Below are 15,387 nucleotides of genomic sequence, written 5' to 3'. Positions count from 1 at the left end.
ATGAATGCATTAAGTGAGACTGTCGAGAAATTAAAACAGACTGGAACTATCGGTCTGGAAGACTTTAGAAATCTCAAGATGAAAGATGTTGAAGCTCTCACTGAAGAAATCAAACAGTGGTGCCTTTATGGAAACGGTAAGCCTGAAAAGTTAGGCAGAACACATCAAGAGCACTAGAGGCTAATCTTCCAAATCCTCACTGCTGTCATCGATCCTATATTCCACTTTAATTTTCTTTAAGACCGGATGTAAAAGCGCATTCTTGTCTTTTGATGTTGGATCAGTTAAGTAACAGTAACCGTAAAATGGAATCGGCTCTTTTTCCATCAACTCGCGATCTTCAGTAGTAAAGGTAGTCATTGACGCTCTCCCTAAATTATTTAGAAGTGGTTACCTATGGGCTGTTAGAGAAATCTGAGGAGACCAGTAAGGAGCAGACTTGCTCTTCATCTCCCATAAGTAGTCTTTATTCTTGATGAATAAATGTGACAAATCTATCGTGAACTGAAATATTTGGGATTAAATTTTAAGAGGTGAAATTGTCATAAATGGCCTTGATATACAGGCTCCAAATATGACAAAGAGCTTTAAAAATTCACAGAGCTGTCATAAGAAAAGTAGAGCATCACAATCAAGTTCAATGACACATTGAGGGAGATAGAAAATGCTTGATCAAAACCAAAGCGACAAAATCATCGATTTAAGAAGAATGTCCGCCGAATATTATCAAAAGGCCGCGTGGAATCAATTATTGGCCCTAGATAACTACAGGGAAAAAAACTTTGAAGCGGCAGAGCGTTTTGCACAACTCTCATTTGAGGATCAGATGGCGGCATCTGAGTATGCAGAGTTAGCTGATGCGGAATCTTCTCTATACCTTGAGCTAGAGGAATAAAGTTGAGAATTGGAATTAAAAGCCTATGGTTTAAAGCAGTTTTTGCAACAACAGCCCTCATATGTGTGCATACACAAGTCATAGCTCTTACTGTTGCTAAGAGTGATATTTTGCTACATATTGTTTCTCAGTGTGTAGATCCTTCAAAAGAAAATTATTGTAGTAATTGCATGCTACCTCGGCGTGAGGCCAATTGTGGCGGCATTACTGAATGTAAAAAAACAAATGAAGTGTGGGCACTCAATACAAAATATGCTGCAATACGTGATATCAAGATGTGTGGATGCCCTGCAGAATTTATCCATGGTCTTGCGCTACCCAGGGAGGTTATCACTGGAGTTGAGGATCTTAATCGCGAAGAGGGTATTTGGCAGTTTGCTTGGGATAATGGAATAGAGCGCATCGAAGCTCAATCACTTGCATTGGTTGTTAATCCCAAGTCTCAACGCAGTCAAAATCAATTACATGTCCACATACTTAGATTGGATCCAAATGCGAGAGCTCGTTTTGAGCAATTCACCCCTGTTTATGTAGATAACTTGGAAAGTGTTTGGTTGGTTGCTGCTAAAGCCGCCAAATCCAAGGGGTTAAATGATTACGGTGTTCTAGTAGCCAAAGATCTTAAAGGCAAATTCCTGGTGTTGGTAAGCCCCAATAGCCCAGAAGCCGCCTTTACTGTTTGGAGGTGTAGTTAGATCAGTATCATTATGGCGCGTTATTTATTAGCTTATTTTTATTCCTAGGGGAGCGGCTGTGATGTAGCCAACAGCTGCACCAAAGCGATCTTTATAATTCTTTTTAATTAGTGGATCCAAGGTTGGTTTGACAGTGTTATGGAGCTTTCCTAGCCAGTCACCTGGATGTTGAAAGTTTGTAGTGATATACATCCAGCCATTAAGGTCATCCACCACTCCAAGTCCCGTTGCTTCAGCACCTGATGGCATTGAGGCTATGCGACTAAGCTTCTTGGTATCAACGTTATAAGCCCATATAAAGTTATTTACATGAGTGCTGCTATCTTCGCCAATAAAGAGCGTTCTTAGCTTTTCTGAAAACTTTAAATTATCCGGATTAGAAATCTTATTGGGATTAGCGAGATTGCCTAATGGGTCTTGCTCAATATCTTCTCCAACCAGGAAGGCCGAGATTGTTGTTGGTACCCATGCGCTATTGATAGGAGATCCAGACTGATCTTTTTGATCGCCGGAAAGTTTACTAGTCATGATGCCGCCGGCAATTAATGGCTTGGATACCTCAATATTACTTTGTGCATTCCAGCCTTTTCCACTTCTAGTCATGGAGTCTTGAATATTTTGCAAGGCAAAGTAGGCAACCTTATCTCTAGTATTTGCTGTCGTTCCTTCCATTTTGCTAAAGCCCATACTGCCACCCATTAAATAGGCATAACGGTGAGTTTCAAGAAACGCCGCGGCTTTTTCCATGCCGGGATTGAGCTTTACCCAATTGACTTTTCCATCATAGTAAATCTTCGTAAATGAAGGATCATTAGGATCAGTCTTTAAAACTGTCATGATGTCAGATGGCTTTAGGGTGTTAGCTAGTTTTTTAATTTCATTGCTGCTAGCGTGACCTAGCTTAATCCAACTCAGTTTTGCACCTGCATCATTAGGGTCTATTGAAAAGCCGTCACCTAGTTTTGCAACGTATAAGGTGCCAGAGGAGAGATCCTCTTCTTTATCAGCAATAAAGAGAAACATACCGCTATTGGTGTAATCATCACCCATTAATACAGTTTTTCTATCAGGCATGACTTCCACTAATTCGTGTGAAATTCTTCCAAGGCAATAATGCTTTACTAATGTTCCAGTGCCATCGTCATTCACAGTCACTTCAGGCAGATGGCCATAGTTATAGGGATTGGCGCTAGTTTCATTGCCGTAGAGATTTTTACTAAAACTCTTAAATCTAGAATTTTCATGTGCAAATGGAGCATCAGGTTCATACTCCTCGCTCGATAGGTGTGTATTCCAAGGGGATAGACTGGAGCCACATGTAATCCAGAGCCCTTGAGAGCTAGCTGTATTTACTGGTGAATATTTGACTAAAGAAAGCTTTCCGTTATTTGGATTTTGATTTAATGTCAGTACCGCAATTTGAGAGGGTAGTTGCGCATACATCTTTTCGCCGTTTTGGTTGCTGTTAGTGTATTCAAATTGAACAACTGCAAACACTGTATTTCCAGATACGCCTTTAACATTTGACTTAGTGAGTTTTAGCAGGGACATGCCATCTGGGCAATCAGAAAAGAATTGCCTTTCTTTTCCAGTCACTGACGTATCCATGATAGGTCTGTTATGAATATCAACATAGCCGCCAGCCAAAACTTTGCCGCCATTTCCATCGGTAACCATGTCACCTGTAATAAAAAAAGGCTCATAAGCTAATTTATAAGTTTTCTTGAGATTATTTTGGGTTGTGATTTCTAGAAGAGATCCAACACTAGTAGTTGCCATAGCCTCTGGATTGCTCAACGATGGTGCATCCATTGGGATAAATTCAGCAGATTTATATGCATCAGATTGTGCGGCGAACAGTGATTTAGAGCTGAATGCAGCTGCTATACCAGTTGCCCCAAGGGGTAGCATTGGCGCACCCAGAATCATCTTCATCAAAGCACGGCGCTGTTGTATTGAGGTAATATTCATGGGCGGTATCACTGGTCCTTTAAAACTCTTATTTTGGGAGTTGAATATGACAGATTGACGAATCAATCGGTTTTCTACTGCCTTCTGCGTTTCTTCCAGGTATAGGGTTCGCCATTTGGGAATTTTCCGCTAGTGATCCCATCAGCACCAAATTTTCCTGCGATCTCTAGTCCATTAAATTTGATAGTAACAAATTCACCTAAATCCTTAGCCCACTGCATAGCTTCATCTAACGTATTGAATTTATAAGTTTTCGAGTCATGTTCTATTGTGATCACTTGTTCAGTGATGTTGCTTGGATTGACGCTATTCAATTGCTGCAGCTTAGTCGCGTAGAGCTAAAAAGTGACCACATGGTCTAGAGCAAGAGTGATGCCGATTTTTTCGCCAATTGCATGATTATGGTGACTCGGCACAAGGGCTAATACTTCAACCCCAGATTGCAATTTGAGGGTGTATAAAAAATCTGCACCCCTAAATGTTTTGCTAACAACTTCTGCATGCATAGGACTATTGTCATCATGCTGAATATCATCCTCGCGGATCAGCACGTCAATTTCTTTACCAATTTCGATATTGTGACCTTGATCCATTTCAAGTTCACCGATTTCAATCTGGACTTTATCTCCAGCTAGAACTTGACCCTTAACAAATACACCACGACCAATAAAGTCTGCAACATAGCGGGTTGCTGGCTTGTGATAGAGCTCGTAGGGCTCATCCCATTGAAGTATTTTGCCTTCTGCCATCACGCCTACCTTGTCGGCAATTGCAAATGCTTCAACTTGATCGTGAGTCACTAAAAGGGCAGTAATGCGATTAGCCTTCAGAATATCGCGCATATCGCAAGCGAGCCGCTCTCGCAATTCAACATCGAGGCTAGAGAATGGCTCATCGAGAAGAATTAAATCGGGTTCTGGTGCCATAGCTCTGGCAAGTGCAACCCGCTGTTGTTGACCACCACTCAGTTCATGTGGATATGACTTGGCTTTGTCCGAAAGAGAAACTTTGCTCAGCCAATCCATTGCAACCGTATTTCTTTGTTCGCTTGGAAGATGTTGCAATCCAAAGCTAACATTTTCTAGTGCATTAAGATGGGGGAAGAGGGCGAAGTCTTGAAAGACCATACCAACACGTCTTTGGCCCGGCGGCACAAGTGTAGATGGGGAGCTTACTAGCTTAGACCTTAGGAAAATTTCACCTGATTTGAGGGGTTCAAAACCACAAATCGCTCTAAGAACAGAAGACTTTCCACAACCAGACGATCCAAGCAGGCAGCCAATTTCACCAGCCATGAGCTCAAGATTGAGGTTTTTAATTGCAATGACGCCGTTATAACCATCCTGGCTGGGGTAGCTTACTTCAAGTCCTTGTATGGAAAGCAGTGCGTGTGCAGATTTCATTACTATAATTTTCTCACTAGTGCTAATGGTTTAATACATAGTGAGAGTCTAAACGGATTGCCGAATTCATGAAACCTATTATGGTGCCCCTTGCTGTGTTTCTATTTTTGCCACTATTTGGCTTGGTCATGCCATTTTTCTCTCCAGTAGCGGCAGGTCTAGATTTACAGGCTACTAGCACTTTGAGCCATTTATGGAGCTTTGTTCTCGGCGAATATATTGTTACCACTTTGGCATTAATTTTTGGTGTTGGAGCAGGGGTATTTGTTCTAGGAGTGGGTAACGCCTGGATTATTGCGAGTTACGACTTTCCTGGAAAAAAGATATTTCAATGGGCCTTAATTCTTCCATTGGCCGTGCCAGCTTATGTCATGGCCTATCTTTTTGTAGATCTCTTGCAGTTTTCTGGCCCGATTCAGACAGCACTGCGTATTTTGCTGGGAACGGATGCCTTGTGGTTTTTTCCTGATCCAAGGTCAATGGCTGGCGCAATTTGGTCTTTTTCCTTTTGCTTATATCCTTACGTATACCTCATCACGCGGACTGCATTTATAGAACGTAGTCGACGTTTGATTGAAGTTTCTGAAACACTGGGCTATAGCCCATTTCAAGGCTTTATAAACCTGGTGCTTCCTATGGCAAGGCCCGCTATCTTTGCTGGCATGGCATTAGCCTTGATGGAGGTCTTAGCTGATTTTGGTGCGGTCTCCTATTTTGGCGTTCAAACTTTTGCTACCGGAATTTTTAAAGCCTGGCTTTCTTTTGGTGATCGTCTAGCTGCGGTCCAGTTGGCTTTGGGCTTATTGAGTTTTGTATTGCTCATCTTCTTTGTAGAGCAAAGTAGCCGTTCAAAGTTACGCTATTCTTCCCCCTCACAAGGTAGGTCACTGATAAAACGCCTCACTGGTAAGAAGGCCTTTTTTGCTTTTGCATTTTGCGGGGGAACCATACTTTGTGGATTCTTACTCCCTGCATTTGCTCTTTTGCAACTCCTGTTAAAGCAGGGGCTCTCTGTAGATATTCGTTATTTAGGCTGGTTGAGTAATTCACTGTCAGTGGCTTCGCTGACTGCACTGATTTCAGTAGCACTGGCGATTTTCTTTGCTTATTCAGTGAGAGTTCATGCTGAATTGAATTGGGTTAATCGTTTATTGAGCTTTGGTTATGCACTGCCTGGTGCCGTTCTGGCAATTGGCGTTCTTTCTTTCTTAGAGTTTTTTCAACTAGCTTGGTGGATGTCCGCTAGCTTACTGGTTTTGGTATATGCCTATTTAGTTCGTTTTTTATCCTCAAGTTTGCAAAGTGTTGAGGCAGGTCTTTCTCGCATTACGCCATCTATGGATGGTTCAGCAGCGTTACTTGGTCTTTCGAAGTCTCAGATTCTTAGAAGGGTTCATATTCCCTTGCTTAAACGTAGCCTAATGACAGCAGGTCTTTTTGTTTTTGTAGATGTGATGAAAGAATTGCCGGCAACGCTACTGCTAAGGCCTTTTAACTTTGATACTTTAGCAGTTGCTACATACCAGTTGGCTGCGGACGAGCGCTTGGCGGAGCTTGCCTTGCCTTCACTAACCATCGTTTTGGTCAGTCTTTTGCCTGTTTTATTACTCTCTAGGGTTATTTCTAAATCTTAATTGATAATCATTCGTATTTGTGATAAATTGAGCTTTCTCTCTTTTATCGCGAATAGTCATGAATCAGCAGCAACTTTTGAAATTTCTCGGAATCCCGCTTATTTTCATGGGACTCATAAGTATCGGTTCCACTCCAGCTCAAGCAAACGATAAAGAATTAAATTTATATTCTGCTCGACATTACCAAACGGATGAAGCGCTCTATAGCGATTTCACTAAAAAAACTGGTATCAAGATTAATCGTATTGAAGCAGATGACAATGCCTTGGCGGAGAGAATAAAAAGCGAGGGTTCCAATAGTTCAGCTGATGTCATTCTCATGGTAGATGCAGCCAGATTGTGGCGTGCTCAAATTGATGGTTTCTTTAAGCCCATTCATTCAAAATACTTAGAGAGTCGCATTCCGGCAAACTTAAGGTCTAAACCTGATGCTGAAGGGTCTACTTGGTTCGGATTTTCAACTAGAGCACGGCTTGTGGTGTACAACAAGGCCAAGGTGAATCCACGGGATGTCGATACCTACGAGAAATTAGCTGATCCTATCAATAAAGGCAAAGTGTGCACTCGTTCTGGCGCACATCCTTACATGCTGTCATTGATTGGCGCCATGATTGAGCGGCGCGGTGAGGTGGCTACTGAAGAATGGGCTAAAGGGATGGTGGCCAATATGGCTAGACCTCCAAGAGGCGGCGATACCGATCAAATCAAAGCCGTTGCTTCAGGCGAGTGCGGTGTTGCCCTCACAAACTCTTATTATTTAGTGCGCCTCCTCAGGTCCAACAAACCAGAGGATCAAGAGCTTGTGTCTAAGATTGGCTTTATCTGGCCGAATCAGAAAACAACTGGAACACATATCAATATCGCTGGTGGCGGCGTTGCTAAGAACGCGCCTCATCCACAAGCAGCGATTCAGTTTTTAGAATACCTTGCAAGTGATTCTGCCCAACAGTATTTTGCAGACGGAAATAATGAGTGGCCAGTGGTTGTATCAGTCAAGATTAATAATGAAGGATTGAAGCTTTTGGGTTCATTTAAGGCTGAAAATATCTCTGTTGCTGCTATTGGAAAAAATCAAATCTCAGCTCAAAGACTTTTGGATCGTGCAGGCCATAAATAAACGTTTGAGCTGATTTTTACAGCCTCCAAGCCTTAGCCACCCGTTTAAATCCTACAGGGCAGGCTTTCCAAAGGCTCTTTTAGGGCTTATATTGCCGAAAGACACACTTTCTGAGTGGTCTAATTTGTTTTGGGGCAGAGCAATAAGCTTCTTTTAATATGTGATTCATTAGCCCTGTAATAAGAAATTCACCTTAATATTTTCTTTTCATGGAAATGATATGAAGACTTTGAAAGTTTGGTTCCTTGTTTTAAGCACATTTTTTGCTTTCAATACATTCGCTCAAGTTGTCATGGATAGCGGCGATGATAAGTATCAACCTCGAGTTGGCCAAGAAGGTAAAGACGTAGTTTGGGTGCCTACCACGAATGAATTACTCGCCATCATGTTGCGAACTGCCAAAGTCAATTCCACCGATTTAGTCTATGACCTTGGCTCTGGTGACGGCCGAATTGCGATTGCAGCTGCTAAGGATTTTGGTGCACGCGCTATTGGAATTGAATTTAATCCAGAGATGGCACAGTTAGCCCAACGAAATGTTGATCGTTCTGGTGTGAGTGATCGTGTGAAGATTATCAATGGCGATATCTTTGTAGAAGATTTTAGTAAGGCTACTGTAGTCACTATGTATTTATTACCCGAACTAAATTTGGCCTTACGGCCCACTATCCTCAAGATGAAACCTGGTACGCGAGTTGCATCGCATGCCTTTAATATGGGTGATTGGGATGCAGATGTTGAAATCGATAGTCCTGCTAGAGCCTATTACTGGGTTGTTCCGGCGCAAGTGCAGGGTGAGTGGTTGATTTCCGGGATGGAGACTGATAGAACGATCTTAAAGTTGTCTCAGTTTTATCAAAAAATTGGCGGCACTCTCCAAATTGGTAATAACACGCAGCCTCTTCTGAATCCTAAATTAGAAGGAGCAATTCTCAGTTTCACATACCTAGATCGTGACAAAAGTTCACATTTTGTCATGATGTCTGTAGGGAATAATGAGCTCAAGGGCAAGTATAAGAGTAGGTCTTATAACGATAATGTCATTACTGGTAAGCGCCTTTAAGACTTGACGGGATGTCAGTAAATAACTCAGGGGTTACGCCTCAGCGTTTACTCAGCCCACTAGGCGCTATTGCCATCATTGTCGGCATCGTCATTGGTGCTGGTATTTTTAAAACCCCATCAATCGTGGCTGATATCACTGGCGATGTAGGTTGGGCTCTGACAATTTGGGCGGGTGGAGCCATCATCTCACTTGCAGGTGCCCTTTGTTATGCTGAACTAGCTACGCTTTACCCCCATGCTGGCGGTGATTATCACTTTTTAACCAAGGCCTATGGCAAGAATGTTTCATTCTTGTATGGTTGGGCTAAGGCCATGGTCATCAATACCGGATCAATTGCATTGCTTGCCTTTGTCTTTGGTGATTACATGACTAAGGTCATTCCTTTGGGGCCACACTCAGTGATTTGCTGGGCAGTATTAATCGTTGTAGTGCTGACTATTATTAATTTAGTCGGAATAGAGGCATCAGCGAACATACAAACAGCATTAACCGTTTTAGAGGTCTCAGGTTTAATAGCCATTATTGTTGCTGGCCTTGGTTTCTTCACTTCTTCACTTCCAGCTGTTGAAAATCCGCCATTATTTTCTAGTACGCCACAATTTGGTATGTTGGGCCTTGCAATGGTGTTTGTTTTGCTCACCTTTGGAGGGTGGAATGAATCTGCCTATATTTCGGCTGAACTGAAGGGCACAACACATACCATCGTCCGAGTCATTGTCTTCAGTCTTTTCATCATCTCGATCATTTATCTATTGGTAAACATTGCGCTAATAAATGGCCTTGGCTTAAAACAGCTGGCAAATAGTAAGGCAGCCTCAGCTGAATTGCTTGGCCTTGCTTTTGGTCCTATTGGAGAAAAGTTACTTGGTCTTTTTGTTGGTGTTGCTGCACTGACTAGTATTAATGCCACGATGATTGTGGGTGCCCGTACCAACTTTGCGATGGGTGAAGATTGGCATGGGCTTCGTAAGATGGCTCATTGGGAATCATCTCGGGGTACGCCGCGTTTCGCTTATATGGTGCAAGGTGTAATTAGCCTGGCCTTGGTTGGCTTTGGAGCTTTACAAAGTGATGGCTTTGAAGCGATGGTGGAATTCACTGCGCCCGTATTTTGGAGTTTCTTATTCTTGGTAGGCATTAGCGTATTTATCTTAAGAGCCAAGGATCAGAAAATTCGGGTGTTTTCGGTACCGCTTTATCCTATTACTCCATTGATCTTTTGTATTGCTTCTGCTTTTTTAGCCTACTCAAGTTTTAGTTATGCTCACAGCAAAGGGGCAGTATTGATCTCACTCTATGTCATGCTAGTAGGGCTTGTGGCACTGCTCATCCTACGGCTAAAAAAATCATTTTAATGATGGGCTGGATAATATAACTAATTACTTTTATTCCTATATCCTTTGGTGAGTGCAGCACTTAAAATCTTAGATACGCTTTAATTATTCGTAATATATTTTTATTGGGCTAATAAAATGAAAAAAATTATTGATCGCATTGATCATATTGTTTTAACTGTCACAGATATTGAGTTGACTACGCAGTGGTATGAGTTAGTAATGGGCTTTGAGAGAGAATTTTTTGTCGGACCAGAAGGACAGCCACGTTATGCGCTGCGATTTGGACAGCTTAAAATTAATCTACAAGATAAGGCTACCGAAACGCCTACTAAGGCAAGAGTTCCAACAATAGGCTCAGGCGATTTTTGCCTTATCGCTTCTGACTCATTGGATAATTTCATATTGCATCTTCAAAATATTGGCGTACCGATTGATGTAGGTCCGGTACCCAGAAGAGGGGCGCTGGGACCAATCCGATCTGTTTATTTACGTGATCCTGACGGAAATTTGGTGGAAGTTGCCGAGTATCTATGAATTGATAGTCCGATTTCCCAACGGTCAAATTGAGCTGGAGACGCTAATTATCAAGCATGATGCATGTGCACAGTACTTTCAGGCACAAAAGCTGAAAAACATTTAAAGTGTTTTTATGAATGATCCCATCCATTACACCCCGATTCAAATTTCTGATCGAGTTGCCCTATCTTTTACTAAGGGGATGCGCTTTTTTGCGGATACCTTTTTTAAGAAACGCTATGGGCACCGTGCTGTAGTTTTAGAAACGGTTGCAGGAGTCCCGGGAATGGTTGCTGGCATGTGGACACATTTAACAAGCCTACGCAGCATGAGGGTTGGCTATGGACCAAAGATTCGGACGCTTTTGGCGGAGGCCGAGAACGAAAGAATGCATCTGATGACCTTCATTGAGATTGCAAAGCCTAATCTGTTTGAGCGCTACCTTGTCTTGATAACACAGGCCATTTTCTGGAACTTCTTTTTCGTTATTTATGTATTTTTTCCACGTACGGCGCATCGTATTGTGGGTTATTTTGAGGAAGAGGCAGTCTATTCCTATACCGAATACTTAAAAGAAATTGATGAGGGGCGTATATCCAATGTGTCCGCTCCAAAGATTGCCATTGATTATTGGAAGCTTGGACCGGATGCAACTCTTCGAGACGTGGTGATTGCTGTCCGCAATGATGAAGCCCATCATCGGGATACAAACCATCAATTTGCTAGCGACTACGATTCATGATTTAAGCTGCTAATGTACGCTTGTACCTTCCAAGCTATCTGGGTAGTTGATTTCATCTAGGTTAGCTCTCCAATTAAATACCCATCTCTGCAAAAACTTCCTTGGCACATCGAAAACTATCGATTGCTGCTGGCACTCCACAGTAGATTGCCGTCTGCATCAAGATCTCTCGAATCTCATCTTTTGTTAGGCCATTATTAATGGCACCTTTTAGGTGGAGCTTTAATTCATGAGGGCGGTTAAGTGCTGTGAGCATAGCCAAATTAATCATGCTCCTAGAGCGACGATCTAGGCCCGGTCGATTCCAAATTTCATTCCAAGCATATTGAGTGACCAATTCTTGCATGGGCATATTGAATTCACCCGCATTCTTGATTGAGTTATCTACGTACTCTGAGCCCAAAACCTCACGACGGGTTTTCAACCCCTTTTCAAACGCATCTTTGTCCATATCAATTCCTTTTATTTGTTTAAACGTCAATATATTGCCACTATTAAAGCCTGCCTGTTTAACTTAGAATGAGGCTCCATGAATATTGTCAAATGCTGCATTCTCCTATTTTTAAGTGGCACTCAGCTCCTGACCGGATGTAGTACTAGCAAGCTAGAGGCGCGTCTTGAGGCAAATCCACATTGCAAGGACGTCTATAACGCTAAAACTGGTGCATTAATGCCATGCCCTGGCACAGATCGATCCTTTTATCTTGCGGTAGGTCTTGAAGCGCCAAGACAAGCTAAATCTGCACCAGTTACGAGCATTGCGGGAGATTCTTCCTCGACGAACACCCCCGCGCTTGCTGCTACAACACCTACAGGCACGACTAGATCGCAATCTTCACCCGCTATGCAGTCGGACTGTAAACCTACCATTCATAAGAAGACAGGAGTTACCATGCCTTGTCCACCCCAAGATTAATTATTGTTCGGTATGATGAATTGAATTCTTTGCCGCTTATTATTTTTTGCAGCACTTTTATGGGATTAAAAATGAAGAAGATTGCTCTTATTGCTGCAGCACTTTCGATGGCCTTGTTCATGGCTGCATGTAGTAATGCACCCAAACTTGCCACTGAAGCAATGCCTCGATCGGGATTTTTACCGGATTATTCACTGTTGGTGCCAATGTCCACTTCCGTTCCAGATGCACGCATTTGGAGATATAGAATCTCTGGAGTTAACCCTGGTGCTTATACCGCTGTTATCTTAGATCCGATCTATTTAAATCAGAGCGCGACTAAAGATGTAAGTGCGGAATCAATTTCTAAAGCACGAGCAGCATTACAAGCCTCCATTGTCGAAGCAGTGAATGCGCGCGGCAATATTAAGATCGTTACTCAGCCTGGCCCAGGTGTTGCCCGCGTTTCGGTAGGCATTACTGGCGCAGAGAGTTCAGCAAATAGTTTGCAACCATGGAATTTCACGCCTATTGGCCTTGCCATGAATGCTGCGGCATATGCCGGTGGAGTGAATGCCAAAACCCCAGCTCTATTAGTGGAGAGCAAGATTACTGACAGCCAGACTAATAAATTATTGGGTGAGGGTTTAGTAACCGTTCAGGGTGAGTCATTCAGAACCGCTGGCGGCTCTGTTGATTCATTTATTTCTATGGCAAAAACAGTCGTTAAAGTAGCTCTAGAAACCTCTGCAAACCCAAGTCCAACAGGTCAATAAGAGATATTCATGAGGACTCCTTCTAAAGCGATTTTGCTGTCTATTTGTGCAATGATGGCTTTATCGTTACCAGCGTATGCCGATGAGGCATCTCGTAATAAAGAAATTGCTGAGCGTTTTGCTAAATGCGATACAAATCGTGATGGCAAGTTGACCATGAATGAAGCTAAAGGATGCATGCCTCGTATTTATGATCACTTTAGCTATATTGATACCGGCAATAAGGGTTATGTTACCGTTGCTGAAATTCAAAAGATTGCAGACCGCTAACGCCTCAAGAGCCTCTTCAGAGGCTCTTTTTTATTGGATACGATATGACTGTAGTATTTCCTGGTTTTGAGCAAAAAAGAATTACCGTCTCATCAGACGACGGTCCTATAGAGATTGCCTGTCAAGTCGGTGGTAATGGGCCACCCATATTGCTATTACACGGCTTTCCACAAACCAAAGCGATCTGGGAGTTGGTTGCTCCAGAGTTAGCCAAATCTTTTACTGTGGTGGCTTCTGATCTCCGGGGCTACGGACAATCAGCCAAACCTCATGGCAAAGCCGATCATTCAACTTACTCAAAGAGATCAATGGCAGCAGATCAGCATGCTCTGATGCAATCTTTAGGCTATCAGCAATTTTTTTTGCTAGGGCATGATCGTGGTGGCCGAGTATCACACAGGTTGGCGATGGACTTTCCTGATAGCGTTTTGCGTTTGATGGTCTTAGATATATCGCCAACACTGACGATGTATGACAACACCACTATGGAATTTGCTAAAGGCTATTGGCATTGGTTCTTTTTAATTCAACCAGAACCTATTCCGGAAACCTTTATTGCTGCTAATCCGGAGTTTTGGATTAAGCAGCATATGGGTCGTCATGCTGGTACAGGCATTTTTTCTCCTGAGCGTTGGGCAGAATATCTTGCGGGCGCAAGCAATCCACAATGCATGCATTCCATGTGTGAGGACTATAGAGCTGCTGCCAGTATTGACTTAGCACATGATCGAGCCGATAGGGCTGCAGGTAAAAAGCTTAAGATGCCATTACGGGTCTTATGGGGAGAGCACGGCTTGGTTCATAGATGCTTTAAGCCGATTGAGGATTGGAAAGCGGTCGCTGAAAATGTCTCGGGAAAATCCGTTTCTTGTGGCCACTATATTCCTGAAGAGTTACCTGGTGAACTCGTCACTGATGCGAAACAATTCTTTGTAAGATAACAAAGCAACTAGGGCGCTACTTTGGGAGGTTTTTTCCCTAATGGTGGGCAAGGCATCACAACATCAGCGTCAACAGCCAAAATCTTTTCATCCTTTTTTGGGTATTTGACCCTAGATAAAAGATCTCGAATCAGATTTAAGTGCGTGTGTTTCTTGTTATTGGCATTCACTACAGTCCAAGGTGCTTTTACAGAGCTGGTTTGTTGCAGCATGAGATCGCGTGCAACACTGTAATCATTCCACTTATGCTGCGCTTGTTCATCGATAGGACTAATTTTCCACTGCTTTAGAGGGTCAGCTTTTCTACTCTCCAGACGTTCTTCCTGCTCTTTTTTATCAATATCTAAGTAGTACTTGATAATCTGGATACCCGAGTCAACCAGCAAACCTTCAAAATCATTTACTGATGCCATAAATTGCCTGTACTGAGCGTCTGTGCAAAAACCCATTACTTTCTCGACCCCTGCACGGTTATACCAACTACGGTTAAAGATGCTGAACTCACCAGCTGATGGTAGCTCAGCAACGTATCTCTGAAAATACCATTCACCCTCTTCACGAGAGGAGGGTTTACCAAGCGCTACAACATGGGTTTCGCGGGGACTCAGGTGTTCAGTAATGCGTTTGATGGTGCCATCTTTGCCCGCAGTATCTCGACCTTCCAAAATAACCAATAAGCGCATTCCACCTGAAATAATTTCACGCTGAAGCTTCACTAGTTCAATTTGCAGAAGGCGAAGTTGATCTTCATAATCAGAATCGTGATGAGTTTCTTTGAGATCCTTGCTCACCACTTAAGCTTCTTCATTAGTAGTAGGGGCTGGCGTAGAAACTTTTTTAGTAGGCGCCTTCTTGGATACCACTTTTTTTCTAGGCGTTTTTTTGGCGGGAGTTTTCTTGCTGGGCGTCTTTTTTGCAGCAACCTTCTTCGCGGCTGGTTTTTTGGTTACCTCCTTTTGCTCAAGCTTATCTAAAGCTTTAGCCAGCTTATCGATCAACTTTTCACGTTCTGACTCTAACTTGTCCAGTTTTTTCATTAACTGTTTTACTAATTTTTTCTGACTCATGATTTTTAACCCCTTAGATCCAATATTGACTCTTTGATCCTACGGGTTATTTATGGGCGATT

The 15,387-nt window shown here is 42.7% G+C and carries 20 protein-coding genes; 13 read left to right on the top strand and 7 right to left on the bottom strand.

The genetic code is table 11. The annotated features are described in order from the left end of the window. Positions 1-177 carry a hypothetical protein gene (locus ICN17_RS08625; protein WP_216237082.1) on the top strand — a complete coding sequence of 59 codons (177 nt, stop codon included), beginning with the start codon at positions 1-3 and terminating at the stop codon, positions 175-177. 3 nt (positions 178-180) lie between these two features. Here ICN17_RS08625 and ICN17_RS08620 read toward each other — a convergent pair whose 3' ends face one another. Next, positions 181-360 (bottom strand): hypothetical protein, encoded by a 180-nt coding sequence (locus tag ICN17_RS08620; protein WP_216237079.1) that lies wholly within the window; start codon positions 358-360, stop codon positions 181-183. A 304-nt stretch (positions 361-664) separates the two neighbouring features. On the opposite strand from ICN17_RS08620, the gene ICN17_RS08615 reads away from it, so the two are divergent. Continuing rightward, complete coding sequence (locus ICN17_RS08615; protein WP_216237077.1) at positions 665-895, top strand: hypothetical protein; 231 nt, start codon at positions 665-667, stop codon at positions 893-895. Positions 896-897: 2 nt separating this feature from the next. Continuing rightward, positions 898-1,590, top strand: coding sequence for a CDP-diacylglycerol diphosphatase (locus tag ICN17_RS08610; protein WP_216237075.1), 693 nt, complete (start codon positions 898-900; stop codon positions 1,588-1,590). 27 nt (positions 1,591-1,617) lie between these two features. On the opposite strand, the gene ICN17_RS08605 is transcribed toward ICN17_RS08610, so the two are convergent. The 3 genes from ICN17_RS08605 to ICN17_RS08595 form a co-directional block, all read right to left on the bottom strand. Further along, entirely contained in the window at positions 1,618-3,561 is a 1,944-nt protein-coding gene (locus tag ICN17_RS08605) for a PhoX family phosphatase (RefSeq protein WP_216237073.1), read from the bottom strand. A gap of 74 nt (positions 3,562-3,635) precedes the next feature. Continuing rightward, on the bottom strand, positions 3,636-3,875 hold the full coding sequence (locus ICN17_RS08600; RefSeq protein WP_216237071.1) for a hypothetical protein: 240 nt from the start codon (positions 3,873-3,875) through the stop codon (positions 3,636-3,638). A gap of 24 nt (positions 3,876-3,899) precedes the next feature. Beyond that, positions 3,900-4,964, bottom strand: coding sequence for an ABC transporter ATP-binding protein (locus tag ICN17_RS08595; RefSeq protein WP_216237069.1), 1,065 nt, complete (start codon positions 4,962-4,964; stop codon positions 3,900-3,902). A 68-nt stretch (positions 4,965-5,032) separates the two neighbouring features. Here ICN17_RS08595 and ICN17_RS08590 point away from each other — a divergent pair, with 68 nt between their 5' ends. The 6 genes from ICN17_RS08590 to ICN17_RS08565 all read left to right on the top strand — a co-directional run bounded on the left by ICN17_RS08590 (position 5,033) and on the right by ICN17_RS08565 (position 11,376). Continuing rightward, complete coding sequence (locus ICN17_RS08590; protein ID WP_216237067.1) at positions 5,033-6,598, top strand: iron ABC transporter permease; 1,566 nt, start codon at positions 5,033-5,035, stop codon at positions 6,596-6,598. Positions 6,599-6,704: 106 nt separating this feature from the next. Continuing rightward, a complete protein-coding gene (locus ICN17_RS08585; RefSeq protein ID WP_216237066.1) occupies positions 6,705-7,715 on the top strand; it encodes an extracellular solute-binding protein in 1,011 nt (336 codons plus the stop codon). A gap of 292 nt (positions 7,716-8,007) precedes the next feature. After that, a complete protein-coding gene (locus ICN17_RS08580; RefSeq protein ID WP_216237065.1) occupies positions 8,008-8,778 on the top strand; it encodes a methyltransferase domain-containing protein in 771 nt (256 codons plus the stop codon). An 11-nt stretch (positions 8,779-8,789) separates the two neighbouring features. Then, a complete protein-coding gene (locus ICN17_RS08575; RefSeq protein WP_216237064.1) occupies positions 8,790-10,136 on the top strand; it encodes an APC family permease in 1,347 nt (448 codons plus the stop codon). Positions 10,137-10,253: 117 nt separating this feature from the next. Continuing rightward, positions 10,254-10,652, top strand: a complete 399-nt coding sequence (locus ICN17_RS08570) for a VOC family protein (RefSeq protein ID WP_216237063.1) — start codon at positions 10,254-10,256, stop codon at positions 10,650-10,652. Between the two features lie 115 nt (positions 10,653-10,767). Then, entirely contained in the window at positions 10,768-11,376 is a 609-nt protein-coding gene (locus tag ICN17_RS08565) for an alternative oxidase (RefSeq protein WP_216237062.1), read from the top strand. A 73-nt stretch (positions 11,377-11,449) separates the two neighbouring features. Here ICN17_RS08565 and ICN17_RS08560 read toward each other — a convergent pair whose 3' ends face one another. Beyond that, positions 11,450-11,827, bottom strand: coding sequence for a carboxymuconolactone decarboxylase family protein (locus ICN17_RS08560; protein WP_216237061.1), 378 nt, complete (start codon positions 11,825-11,827; stop codon positions 11,450-11,452). 78 nt (positions 11,828-11,905) lie between these two features. Here ICN17_RS08560 and ICN17_RS08555 point away from each other — a divergent pair, with 78 nt between their 5' ends. The 4 genes from ICN17_RS08555 to ICN17_RS08540 all read left to right on the top strand — a co-directional run bounded on the left by ICN17_RS08555 (position 11,906) and on the right by ICN17_RS08540 (position 14,258). Beyond that, positions 11,906-12,292 carry a hypothetical protein gene (locus tag ICN17_RS08555; RefSeq protein ID WP_216237060.1) on the top strand — a complete coding sequence of 129 codons (387 nt, stop codon included), beginning with the start codon at positions 11,906-11,908 and terminating at the stop codon, positions 12,290-12,292. A gap of 71 nt (positions 12,293-12,363) precedes the next feature. Beyond that, a complete protein-coding gene (locus ICN17_RS08550; RefSeq protein ID WP_216237059.1) occupies positions 12,364-13,047 on the top strand; it encodes a DUF3313 domain-containing protein in 684 nt (227 codons plus the stop codon). A 9-nt stretch (positions 13,048-13,056) separates the two neighbouring features. After that, entirely contained in the window at positions 13,057-13,317 is a 261-nt protein-coding gene (locus ICN17_RS08545) for an EF-hand domain-containing protein (protein ID WP_216237058.1), read from the top strand. Between the two features lie 44 nt (positions 13,318-13,361). Further along, positions 13,362-14,258, top strand: coding sequence for an alpha/beta fold hydrolase (locus ICN17_RS08540; protein WP_216237057.1), 897 nt, complete (start codon positions 13,362-13,364; stop codon positions 14,256-14,258). Positions 14,259-14,266: 8 nt separating this feature from the next. Here ICN17_RS08540 and ppk2 read toward each other — a convergent pair whose 3' ends face one another. Continuing rightward, positions 14,267-15,052, bottom strand: a complete 786-nt coding sequence (ppk2, locus tag ICN17_RS08535; RefSeq protein WP_370625971.1) for a polyphosphate kinase 2 — start codon at positions 15,050-15,052, stop codon at positions 14,267-14,269. Beyond that, positions 15,053-15,325, bottom strand: a complete 273-nt coding sequence (locus tag ICN17_RS10430; RefSeq protein WP_216237055.1) for a serine/threonine protein kinase — start codon at positions 15,323-15,325, stop codon at positions 15,053-15,055. Positions 15,326-15,387: the final 62 nt, after the last annotated feature.

The organism is Polynucleobacter sp. 73C-SIWE (genome assembly GCF_018882465.1).
Classification (GTDB): Bacteria; Pseudomonadota; Gammaproteobacteria; order Burkholderiales; family Burkholderiaceae; genus Polynucleobacter.
The sequence above is the reverse complement of the archived record's forward strand: the minus strand, read 5'-3'. Positions and strand labels throughout refer to the sequence as shown.